Consider the following 11400-nt stretch of genomic DNA (forward strand, 5'->3'; position numbering starts at 1 on the left):
TTTTTACGTTATAATGTTAACGAGAGGGCAGTTAGGGCCATGTGTTGGGCCGGCAACGGTGCTGGTTGGACGGAGGAGATGGGCATGTGCGGTTGCGCACATTGAGCGAGGGCCCCCGGCGAGCCGGCGGTGAGCAGGGGGGGGCCGAAAGCGCTCCGCTCTCTCTATCGAAGAGGAGTCCTGCGCCTTCCTGGAGAGCCAAAAATGTTGCGGCCCAGCAACACCCTCAAACCTTCAACATCTTGCCTCCCTTAGCCCAAGCTCCGCCGCGATCCCGCCATAAACGGAGCGCACCTCATGAAGCTGGCTAAAGTGCTTCCAAACCAATGCTTTACAGCAAAGCGCCCTGGGACAAATCCAGGTTAAGGCTGCTGAAACGATCCTTCCTAAGGGTCATTGCGCGGGTGGCGCGGCACATGGCAGATCACAGGAGTTCCAAGCCTTGGATCTCCTCGTGAGAACCGGGTGAAACGAGTGCGGACGATGGATGCGCGCCTGATCGACAAGTCGAAGCTGCCGAGCCGTCACGTGACGGTGGGCCCGGCTCGTGCGCCGCATCGCTCCTATCTCTACGCCATGGGCCTCACCAAGGAGCAGATCGCCCAGCCGCTGGTCGGCGTCGCCACCTGCTGGAACGAGGCCGCTCCCTGCAACATCTCCCTCATGCGCCAGGCCCAGGCCGTGAAGAAGGGCGTGGCGGCCGCCAGCGGCACCCCGCGCGAGTTTTGCACCATCACGGTCACCGACGGCATCGCCATGGGTCACCAGGGCATGAAGACGTCGCTCCCGTCCCGCGAGGTGATCGCCGACTCGGTCGAGCTGACCATGCGCGGCCATTCCTACGACGCGCTTGTGGGCATGGCCGGCTGCGACAAGTCCCTGCCGGGCATGATGATGGCGATGGTGCGCCTCAACGTGCCGTCGATCTTCATCTATGGCGGCTCGATCCTGCCCGGCTCCTTCCGCGGCCGGCAGGTGACCGTGCAGGACCTCTTCGAGGCGGTCGGCAAGTACTCCGTCGGCGAGATGTCCGACGAGGACCTGACCGAGCTCGAGCAGGTGGCCTGCCCGTCGGCCGGCGCCTGCGGGGCGCAGTTCACCGCCAACACCATGGCGACGGTCTCCGAGGCCATCGGCCTTGCGCTGCCGTATTCGGCTGGCGCTCCGGCGCCTTATGAGATCCGCGACCGGTTCTGCGCCGCGGCCGGTGAGCAGATCATGGACCTGATCGCCAAGAACATTCGCCCGCGCGATATCGTGACCCGCAAGGCCCTGGAGAATGCAGCTGTCGTGGTGGCGGCCTCCGGCGGCTCGACCAATGCGGCTCTCCACCTGCCGGCCATTGCCCATGAGGCGGGCATCAAGTTCGACCTGTTCGACGTGGCCGAGATCTTCAAGCGCACGCCCTATATCGCGGACCTGAAGCCCGGTGGGCGCTATGTGGCCAAGGACCTGTTCGAGGTCGGCGGCATCCCGCTGCTCATGAAGACGCTTCTCGACCACGGCTTCATGCACGGCGACTGCATGACCGTGACCGGCCGCACCATGGCCGAGAACCTCGCTTCCGTGAAATGGAATGAGGATCAGGACGTGGTCTATCCGGCCAACATCCCGATCACCCCCACCGGCGGCGTCGTGGGGCTCAAGGGCAACCTCGCCCCCGAGGGCGCCATCGTGAAGGTGGCCGGCATGGCTGCCGAGCATCAGGCCTTCCGCGGCCCCGCTCGCTGCTTCGACGGCGAGGAGGCCTGCTTCGAAGCCGTCTCCAAGCGCCAGTATCAGGAAGGCGAGGTTCTGGTGATCCGCTATGAGGGGCCGCGCGGCGGACCCGGCATGCGCGAGATGCTCTCCACCACCGCGGCGCTCTACGGCCAGGGCATGGGCGACAAGGTCGCGCTCATCACCGACGGCCGCTTCTCGGGCGCGACCCGCGGCTTCTGCATCGGCCATGTGGGGCCGGAAGCGGCCGTGGGCGGTCCCATCGGGCTCCTCGAGGACGGCGACATCATCGCCATCGATGCCATCACCGGCACCATCGACGTGGAGCTCTCGGACGAGGAGCTGGCCCGGCGCCGGGCCGCATGGAAGCCGCGGGAGACGAGCGCCACCTCCGGCTACCTCTGGAAATACGCACAAACCGTTGGTCCCGCACGGGATGGGGCAGTCACCCATCCTGGCGGTGCCGCAGAAAAAGAAACCTATGCGGACGTCTAACTTCATCCTTGCCACATTGGGGGTGGCTTTCCTCGGGGTGGGGGCGGTTCACGCGCTCGATGCCGCGCCGCGTCCGCAGACGCTGACGCCCGCCCTCGTGCCTGCGCCTGCGCTTGCACCCGCCACCAAGTACGGTTCGGCGCGCGATGCCCTGCGCAGCGGCATGCGCACCTACAATGCCGGCGACAAGATCGGAGCCGTCCATGCGCTCGAATATGCAGCCGGGCAGGGGCATTCGCTCGCCCTCTGGAAGCTCGGTCGCATGTATGCCGACGGCGACGGAGTCGAGCATGACGACCTGAAGGCCTTCGAGTATTTCTCGAAGCTTGCGGACCAGCATGCGGACGAGAGCCCGGATTCGCCGAATGCCGCCGTGGTCTCCAGCGCCTTCGTGGCGCTCGGCAGCTATTTCCTCGATGGCATCCAGGGCACCTATGTGGCGGCCAATCCGGCGCGCGCCGTCGAGATGTTCAGCTACGCGGCCTCCTATTTCAGCGACTCCAACGCGCAGTACAATCTCGCGCGCCTCTACCTCAAGGGCACCGGCGTCCGGAAGGATGCCCGCCATGCGGCCCGCTGGTTCAACCTGGCGGCCGAGAAGGGCCACACGGCCTCCCAGGCGCTTCTGGGCCATCTGCTGATGACGGGCCAGGGGGTTCCGCGCCTGCGCGCCAAGGGCCTCATGTGGCTGACGCTGGCCCGCGAGGCCTCGACGGATGGCGCCAAGGATCAGTGGATCGTGGATCTCTACAAGGAAGCCTTCGCGGCGTCCGACGACAGCGACCGCAAGCTCGCGCTGGCCCTGCTGGAGCAGTACATCCAGGCGCGCCGCTAAGGCGGATTGCTGAATATCCATACTGTCATGGCCGGGCTTGTCCCGGCCATCTCGATTCTGTGAGGCTCGGCACTCTTTCAATCGAGATCACCGGCACAAGGCCGGTGAAGACGAAGAGATTTAACGATCAGTCGAGATCCAGGTCGACCATCACCGGCACATGGTCGGAGGGCTTGTCCCAGCCACGCACTTCCTTGCGGATCGAGGTCGTCCTCAGGCGGTCCTGCGCCTGGGCCGAGAGCAGGAGGTGGTCGATGCGGATGCCGTTGTTCCGCTGGAACGCTCCGGCCTGGTAGTCCCAGAACGAGTAGAGCCCCGGCTGGTCGTTGCAGGCGCGGACGGCGTCGATGAAACCGAGGTTGAGAAGCTCCCGGAACTTCGCCCGGCTTTCCGGCTGGAACAGGGCGTCGTTCGTCCAGGCGGCGGGATCGTTCGCGTCCTCTGGTTCGGGGATCACGTTGTAGTCGCCGCAGAGAACGAGGGGTTCTTCGAGCGCCAGCAGGCTGCGGGCATGGGCGCGCAGGCGGTCCATCCAGGCGAGCTTGTAGTCGAATTTCGGCGTGCCGATAGGGTTGCCGTTCGGCAGGTAGATGGAGGCTACCCGCACGGCGCCCGTGGAGGTCGAGATCACGCCTTCCAGGTAGCGGGCCTGCTCGTCGCTCTCGTCTCCCGGCAGGCCGCGGCGCACGTCTTCGAGCGGGCGCTTGGACAGGATGGCGACGCCGTTATAGGCCTTCTGGCCGTGGGTGACGACGTTGTAGCCCAGAGCCTCGACCTCGGCGCGGGGGAAGGCCTCGTCCACGCATTTCAGCTCCTGCAGGCAGACGACGTCCGGATCGGCGCTCTTCACGAAGGTGGCGAGGTGCTCCGGCCGCTGCTTGATGGAGTTCACATTCCACGTGGCGATCCGCATCCCGGCACTCCCGCTTCCTCGGTCCATCTGCTTCATCGGATTTTCGTCCTCGGCTGGCAAGCTGGAACTTCATCGTCATCCCCACGGTTGCACCGCATGCCCGAATCCTGGCTCACCTCCATCGACAGTTATTGCGAACGCCTCGGGCCAGGCTTCTGGGCCGAGCCGCTGAACGCGCTCACCAACGGTGCCTTCCTTGCGGCGGCGCTCTATGCCCTTGTGCTCTGGCGGCGGGCGGGAGCCCGGGACTGGCCCGCCCTGTGGCTGATCGCGGTGACCTTCGTAGTCGGGATCGGCAGCTTCCTGTTTCATACCTTCGCCAACCGCTGGTCCCTCCTGGCGGATGTGCTGCCCATCGCGGTCTTCATCTACAGCTACTTCCTGATCGCCATGCGCCGCTACCTGCGGCTCGGCCTCGTCGTCTCCGTCCTGGTGACGATGCTGTTTGCCGCGTTCAACATGTCCTTCGACCGCCTGTGGTTCACGGTCTTTCCCGGCGTGACGCTGAACGGCTCCGTGGGCTATATACCGGCAGCGTTTGCACTGCTGACGGTCGGGGGCTTGTGCCTGCTCGGGAATGAGAGGGGGCCGGGCAGGGCGCTGATGATGGCCGCGGGGGCGTTTGCCCTGTCCCTGGTCTTCCGCTCCATGGACAGCGCGGTCTGCTCGTCCCTGCCGGCCGGAACTCATTTCCTCTGGCATGTGCTCAATGCGGTCGTTCTCGCGGTCCTCATGAGGGCTGCCATCGTTCACTCGTCCCGCAAGAGGCCGGTCCATGTCCCAGGTTGAGATTCACGGCTATGCCATCGTGTCCGACAACGACTGCATTGCCGATGCGTCGGGACGTACGCCCGACATCCTGCGCAACGAGGGGGACTGGGCCTACTTTCAGGCGGAACTCAACAAATCCGCCGTGACCGTGCTCGGGCGACTCGGGCACGAGGCCAACCCGAACCCGAGGGGCCGGCTGCGGATCGTCCTGTCCTCGTCCTCCTCCGGGCTGGAGCGGCGCTCCGACGGCTGGTGGTGGAATCCTGGCAGGCTGTCCTGGGACGAGGCGATCCGCACCGTGCTGCCGGAAGGGGGGCGGGTTGCCGTGCCCGGCGGACGACGGGTCTTCGATCTCTTCCTCGCGATCGGCTACGACGCGTTCCATCTGACGCGCGCGGAAGGCAGCCATGTGCCGGATGGCGTTCCCATCTTTTCAGCGTGCCGATCCGGCAGGAGTGCTGAGGACATTCTGTCCGAGCGTGGGCTGGCGTCCGGAGAGCGCCGACTTCTGGATCCGGCTGGCAATGTCAGCCTGACGATCTGGCGGCCCTAAACGGCCGGTGCCGAGATTCGGCGCTGCCGCTGTTTTTCGCCCGCCGTGCCGGGTCAGCGCCACAAGGCATGCGCGCGCCGGATGACGCGAAGCGCATCCTTGGCGGCATAGTAAGCGTTGGCGCGCGCGGCGCTCGTTTGATGCGGATCCCTCGCGTGCCGGAGGTGATGGAGCAGGGCACCCGACAGCGCGTTCGACGCTCCCGCCATCCAATAGGCGGCCCTGACCGATGCGTTGAATTGGAGGCCTTCTCCGAATGCTGCGAGATACGTCGTTGCCAGCGTGTCGTGATAGCGGCGGCCCTGCGGCTCCCAATAGCCGAGCGACTGGAGCCATGAGCTCAGGTCCTCCAGGGGCGAGCCGAGCCTGGCGCGGCCCCAGTCGATCAGTACGGGCTCCTCTCCCCGTCCACGGCGGGCCGTGAGTGCATTGCCCGGATGGACGTCGCCATGAATGGGCCGGCATCCAAACGGCCGCTCGTTCAGCAGTTGCCGGCGGAGTTCGGGGAGGGCAAGAACGATATCGTCGACGGAGCGCAGGCTCCCGGCGAGGTCCGAGAGTTCCGGATCCCGGCGGCATTCGTCGAGCGCCTCTCGCGTGCTCTCCGCCATGGCGCCGAGTTCAGCCTCGTAATCCCACCCGGGATCGGCGATGTGCGCATCTTCCGCTTTCACATGGAACTGCGCCAGGCGGGTAACCAGATCCTCGGCCCTGCGAACATCGCGCCACGGCCACGCGGCGGTTCTCCTGATCGCTTCGATGACGAGGATGGCCTGGTCCGCGCCAGTGCGGTCGACGTGCAGAAGCGCTGGCGCCAATCCCGGGGCGTGAGCGGCCACGAGGCTCTCGTAGATTGCAGCCTCGCGAGCGGGCCTGCCTTGGAGATGCTTCACCACGACGCGAAGGCTCCTGCGGCATCCCCTGTTATCCCTGTAACGAAGATCGACGAGCTGCACGGCGGCGGCTTCCGCTCCGCCGTGCAGGAGCTTGCTTTCAATGGTGAGGTCCTGCAGCGTCTCGTTGGAAAACCGCTGCAGGAATTCCTCCAAAGGCTTCTGCAATTCGCTTCCTGTCATCATGCGGATGATGATGGGTTGGGTGCTCAGCACACTCAACCCTGCTCCGGAATATTCGAGAGCTGCTCAAGCCACCTGTGACGACGAGCGGTCGGTCACCTGCTTGGCGACTGCCGGAGTTCCGAAGCGAAACGAATGCTGCGGCCCGACGGTCAGGCTGCCTCGCCGAGAGCCGGGTAGTCGATATAGCCCTCGGTGCCGCCGCCATAGAAGGTGGCGCGGTTCGGCTCGTTAAGAGGCGCATTGAGGCGGAAGCGTTCGACGAGATCGGGGTTGGCGATGAAGAGCCGTCCGAAGGCCACGAGGTCCGCATGCCCGCTGGAGACCGCTTCAGTCGCCATGTCGCGGGTATAGCCGTTATTGGCGATGTAGGCGCCGCTGAAGGAGCGGCGCAGGCCGGCGTAGTCCACATCGACTGCGTTCCGGTCGCCCTGCGTGGCGCCTTCGATCATATGGATGTAGCCGAGCCCGAGCTTATCGAGCCGTTCGACCACATGGCTGAACAGAGCATGCGGATTCGAATCCGCCGCGTCGTTGACCTTTGCCGGCGAGAGGCGGATGCCGACGCGGCCCTTGTCCCAGACCTTCAGCACGGCCTCCGCCGCCTCGATCGTGAGGCGGGCGCGGTTCTCGATGGAGCCGCCATAGGCATCTGTCCGGTGGTTCGAACCGTCCTTCATGAACTGGTCGAGCAGATAGCCGTTGGCGGCGTGAATCTCGACGCCGTCGAACCCGGCCTCCTTGGCGTTGCGGGCGGCATTCTCGTAGTCGCGGAGAATGCCCGGGATCTCGGAGAGCTCGAGTGCGCGGGGCTCGGAGACTTCGGCGAAACCTTGCTCAAGGAAGGTCTTGGTCTGGGCCTGGAGCGGCGACGGACCGACGGGCGCTGCGCCGCCCGGTTGAAGCGAGGTGTGGGAGACCCGGCCCACGTGCCAGAGCTGAATGAAGATCCGCCCGCCGGCCTTGTGGACCGCATCCGTTACCTTGCGCCAGTGTGCAACCTGCTCCGGTGTGTAGATGCCCGGCGTGCGCAGATAGCCCTGTCCCTGATGCGAGATCTGCGACCCCTCCGAGATCAGGAGGCCTGCGCCGGCGCGCTGGGAGTAATAGGTCGCGGTGATGTCACGCGCCACGTCGCCCTCCGCAGCCCGGTTGCGGGTGAGGGGAGCCATGACCAGACGGTTCGGCAGGGTCAGGCTGCCCAACGTGAAGGGCTGGAACAATGCATTGGCATCGGCGCTCATTGAAAACCTCGTTCTATCCTGTGGAATTTCATGAAGCACAGGTCGTCACGAGATAAGAGCCCTTCCGCTTCGTGCAACGGAGGAGCTGCCATGCAAAAAACGGAGGTCTCTGGGGGAGCATCGATCAGCCCGATGCTCCCTCTTTTCATTCGCTAGGCGCTGGCTTGGTCGAGTTCAGCAATGTCGGCTGCCTCGAGCCGCAGATTGGTGGCTCTCACGATGTCCTGCAACTGCTCCACGCTCGTAGCGCTAGCAATGGGAGCCGTAAGGCCGGGACGAGCCATGAGCCAGGCCAAGGCGACCTGAGCCGGCGTCGCAGCCTTGCGGGCCGCGACAGCGTCCAGGGCCGAAAGGATGCGCTTGCCCCTCTCGTTCAGATAGGCCGCCATGCGCCCGCCGCGCACGCTCTTTCCGAAATCCGCCTCCGAGCGGTACTTGCCGGTCAGGAAGCCGCTGGCGAGGCCGTAATACGGAATGACCCCGATCTCTTCCTCCCGGCAGAGAGGCTCCAGCTCGGCCTCATGCTCGGCGCGGTCGTAAAGATTGTACTTCGGCTGCACGCTTTCGTAGCGCGGCAGTCCGTGTTTCGCGCTGATCGCGAGGGCTTCCCGCATCCGTGCCGCTGTGAAGTTCGAGGAGCCGATTGCCCGCACCTTCCCCTCGCGGATCAGGTCCGCATAGGCCTCGAGCGTCTCCTCCTGAGGCGTGTCGGGATCGTCGCGGTGGGATTGGTAGAGATCGATGCAGTCGGTCTGAAGCCGCTGAAGCGAGGCCTCGACGGCAGAGCGGATGTAGCTCTTCGACAGCCCCTTCTGGCCGGGTCCCATCTCGGAGCCGACCTTCGTGGCGATCACGAGCCCGCTGCGGTTGCCGCGCGCCTTCATCCATTGGCCGATGATTCGTTCCGACTCTCCGCCTGAGTTGCCCGCTGCCCAGGTGGAATAGACATCCGCCGTGTCGATGAAGTTGAGCCCCGCATCCACATAGGCGTCGAGGATCCTGAACGAGGTTGCCTCGTCGGCAGTCCATCCGAAGACATTGCCACCAAGGCAAAGCGGCGAAACCATCAAGTCCGAGCGGCCGAGCCTGCGCTTTTCCATCATCTTCTCCTTAATCCGCAGCCGATGTGGGGCGGATAAGGACACGGGCAAGACGGCAGATCAAGAAGCAGAACCCGACGCGTCGGGTGCTGCTGGATCCTTGGTTAAGCAGCGGCACTCAACGTGATGCCACGCGCCTCGGCGAAGGCCACGAGGTCGGACTCGCTGGCGACGTGGTGACGCTGATCGATGGTCCATCCGGTTTCGTCGCGCACGACGATGTAGCCGCGCGCCTGAAGGCGGGACACGATGGCCTGAATGCCACCGGATTCAGTCCGCGTCACGCCGCGTTCCGCGATGAAGCGCTCGATTGCGGCCTGCGCGGCCTGGGCCAGATCGACGGCGTCGGCGCGGTTCGCCGGCTTGGCTTTGGCTTTCGCCTGCGCCAGCGCGCGGGCAGGGTCCCGGCGAACGGATTTCCAGCCGCCGCGGCCGGACACTTGCGACGACGCCGGATCGAGCTCCGTCGGCCGGACGGCGGCGGGCTCGTCGCACACCACGATCTTCGGCGCGGCTGACGGTTCCGGCTGCGGGACAGGCCGCGGAGCGGCAACGCGCGACACGCCCTGCACAGCGGACAGGGCGGCTCTCTTCTCGACAGGCTTCGGCTTTTCGACTGCTCTGACGACGGCCGGCTGAGCCTTTTCGCGCAGCCGTTCCTCGCGCAGCTTGAGTTCACGTGCAGCGCGCGCCGCCTCTTCAGCCTTCCGCTGAGCGTCGGCCTTTCTCGCCTCGGCCTCCCTGCTTCTTGCCTCTGCCGCGGCTCTCCTGGCCTCCGCGTCCGCCTCCTTCGCAGCCGCTAGACGACGGGCTTCCGCCTCGCCTGCGCGTTTGACTCGAATGACAAGCCGCTGGTCGATGCGTCCTTTCTCGGCAATGGCTGCGCGTGCCGCCTTGATCATGCCGGCCTCGGCCTCGGCAACGAGGCTCTTCAAGCGCTCCGTCAGTGTGGCTTCAAGAGCCTCGATCGCCTGCTCCAAGGCTGCCCGAGGGTCGAGCATCGCAGGTGCGTTGTCAGGAAGGGCCGTGACGATTGCGGCTGGACGTGAGGAAGGCTCGTGAGCCGGCTGACGCGCAGGTCTCGGAGGAGCCTTGGGCCTCTTCGGGAGCGTCCTGTCAGACGGGAACTTTGTCGCCTTCGGACGAGCGGTTTCCGCTGCCGTCATCTTGGCAAGCTTGGAGAGATCCCTCACGCCAATGAGACCGAGATCCTGCATCTTCCAGCGGATCTGGGTCACGGTCCTGCCGAGTTCCGCGGCGATTCGCTTGTCCGTCATCGGCGGGTCGGCACAGACGAGCTCGCGCAGGCGTGCGACGCTGGTTTCATCCCAGGACTGGTGAGGCTGGACGAGGGTCCCGATCAGCCGGGCCCTGGCATAGGTTGCCGGCACCGGCCGTCCGAGCTTCGCAGCCGTCACTGGAACCGGCACTTTGGCCTCTCGGTCGCGGCGCAGGATGTCGAGTTCTTCTTCAGTCCAGACCCTGTTCATTGCAGGGCTTCTCCTTGTCTCAGCGAACTGGGATCCGGCGAGCCTGCATTGCGGACGAAGAGCGAATGCGGGATGGAAAAATCGCCGGATCGGACCGGCGACGGGGTGCGTCAGACCGGCATCGAAGTGGGAGGCGCGCCGTAAAGGGCGCCGGCTCTGACGGGGCTGACCGCCTGAACTTCCCGCTGGGGACTTGGTTCAGGTCGCAGCTCATGGCCATGCGTGCAGCACCTCCTCGCGAAGCGCTTGCTTCGCGAGACGATCCTATTCGGTCGAATGAGGTCGTTCTGCTGTGGCATGACAAAGATTCAAATCACGATCGGTACGCTGATGTAGTCGGCTTCGTTTTGAATCTCAATGCTCATGAAACGCCGCACGGGAAAGTATCGCATGCTGTCGACACAGATCTGCGAAACGCTGACGAGGCCTGCCTTTCAGCGTCGTCGTAATGATTGGTTAACCATGAAAGCGCATGCTGAGTCTTGTGAGTCCCAGAGGATTTCGCGCACGGCCTTAAGGGGGAGGCTCATGATCGATAGCGCTCTTGCAAAAACAATCCAAGACAGAACCGAAGCTGTCAAAAAGGTCGTCAATCTCCTTGCTCAAGCGGGCAGGGCGGATGATCTGCACGACCTGCGCGTTCTCCTCATCAACACCATGAGTCTGCTCAAGCGCGACCCGGGAACGGAAGCTGCCGTCGACGATCTCTACGCGGCCGCTGCGGTGCTCGTGAAGGACGCCTCGTCGGGCACTCCTCCGTCGGCGAGGTCGCTCCGCATCCTTCTGTCCGCCTCCGACCGTTTCTGCATGCGTCTCGGAGCGGCGGCCGACCGGATCGAGCCCCAGCCGGAGATGCGCCTTAAAGGATTGGAGGCTGCATACGCGGTTCAACTGGAGCGGTTCTCGATGAGTGCCGACCTCGACCCGGTCGGCCAGGTGGCCTGAACTCCATCATCGCGCTTGCGAACTGCAAATCGACAAAGCCTCCCTTGCGAGACCAAGGGAGGCTTTGTCGTTACGCGTGTATCGCGGCCTGCGCCATCTCTTGCGCCACCTGAGATCATGGGCCCTAAACATCACAAAGCCCCCATGGTTTCCCGTGGGGGCTTTTGTGAGTGTTGTGTTGAGTTGGTTGCGGGGACAGGATTTGAACCTGTGACCTTCAGGTTATGAGCCTGACGAGCTACCGGGCTGCTCCACCCCG

The 11400-nt window shown here is 64.8% G+C and carries 10 protein-coding genes; 5 read left to right on the plus strand and 5 right to left on the minus strand.

Going from position 1 to position 11400, the window contains the following annotated elements:
• Positions 1-483 precede the first annotated feature (483 nt).
• Positions 484-2214, plus strand: coding sequence for a dihydroxy-acid dehydratase (gene ilvD, locus JAO75_RS17205; protein ID WP_199050367.1), 1731 nt, complete (start codon positions 484-486; stop codon positions 2212-2214).
• A complete protein-coding gene (locus JAO75_RS17210) occupies positions 2201-3049 on the plus strand; it encodes a tetratricopeptide repeat protein (RefSeq protein ID WP_199050368.1) in 849 nt (282 codons plus the stop codon). Before ilvD ends, JAO75_RS17210 begins: the two co-directional genes overlap by 14 nt.
• A gap of 127 nt (positions 3050-3176) precedes the next feature.
• Here JAO75_RS17210 and xth read toward each other — a convergent pair whose 3' ends face one another.
• Positions 3177-3962 (minus strand): exodeoxyribonuclease III, encoded by a 786-nt coding sequence (gene xth, locus JAO75_RS17215; RefSeq protein ID WP_199050369.1) that lies wholly within the window; start codon positions 3960-3962, stop codon positions 3177-3179.
• Between the two features lie 96 nt (positions 3963-4058).
• Here xth and JAO75_RS17220 point away from each other — a divergent pair, with 96 nt between their 5' ends.
• Together JAO75_RS17220 and JAO75_RS17225 are read left to right on the plus strand one after the other, a co-directional pair.
• Positions 4059-4751: a ceramidase domain-containing protein gene (locus JAO75_RS17220; protein WP_199050370.1), complete on the plus strand. Its 693-nt coding sequence runs from the start codon at positions 4059-4061 to the stop codon at positions 4749-4751.
• Positions 4738-5286, plus strand: a complete 549-nt coding sequence (locus tag JAO75_RS17225) for a dihydrofolate reductase family protein (protein ID WP_199050371.1) — start codon at positions 4738-4740, stop codon at positions 5284-5286. Before JAO75_RS17220 ends, JAO75_RS17225 begins: the two co-directional genes overlap by 14 nt.
• 53 nt (positions 5287-5339) lie before the next feature.
• Here JAO75_RS17225 and JAO75_RS17230 read toward each other — a convergent pair whose 3' ends face one another.
• From JAO75_RS17230 to JAO75_RS17245, 4 genes are all read right to left on the minus strand, one after another.
• Positions 5340-6395: a phosphotransferase gene (locus tag JAO75_RS17230; protein WP_199050372.1), complete on the minus strand. Its 1056-nt coding sequence runs from the start codon at positions 6393-6395 to the stop codon at positions 5340-5342.
• 119 nt (positions 6396-6514) lie between these two features.
• The gene (locus JAO75_RS17235) at positions 6515-7606 is read right to left on the minus strand and encodes an alkene reductase (RefSeq protein WP_199050373.1); all 1092 of its coding nucleotides are present in this window, start codon (positions 7604-7606) and stop codon (positions 6515-6517) included.
• A 152-nt stretch (positions 7607-7758) separates the two neighbouring features.
• Positions 7759-8706 carry an aldo/keto reductase gene (locus JAO75_RS17240; RefSeq protein WP_199050374.1) on the minus strand — a complete coding sequence of 316 codons (948 nt, stop codon included), beginning with the start codon at positions 8704-8706 and terminating at the stop codon, positions 7759-7761.
• A 104-nt stretch (positions 8707-8810) separates the two neighbouring features.
• Positions 8811-10196 (minus strand): hypothetical protein, encoded by a 1386-nt coding sequence (locus JAO75_RS17245; protein WP_199050375.1) that lies wholly within the window; start codon positions 10194-10196, stop codon positions 8811-8813.
• Positions 10197-10586: 390 nt separating this feature from the next.
• Between JAO75_RS17245 and JAO75_RS17250 the strand changes: the two genes are divergently transcribed.
• Entirely contained in the window at positions 10587-11141 is a 555-nt protein-coding gene (locus JAO75_RS17250) for a hypothetical protein (protein ID WP_199050376.1), read from the plus strand.
• Positions 11142-11400: the final 259 nt, after the last annotated feature.

This window comes from Microvirga splendida (genome assembly GCF_016427565.1).
Classification (GTDB): Bacteria; Pseudomonadota; Alphaproteobacteria; order Rhizobiales; family Beijerinckiaceae; genus Microvirga; species Microvirga splendida.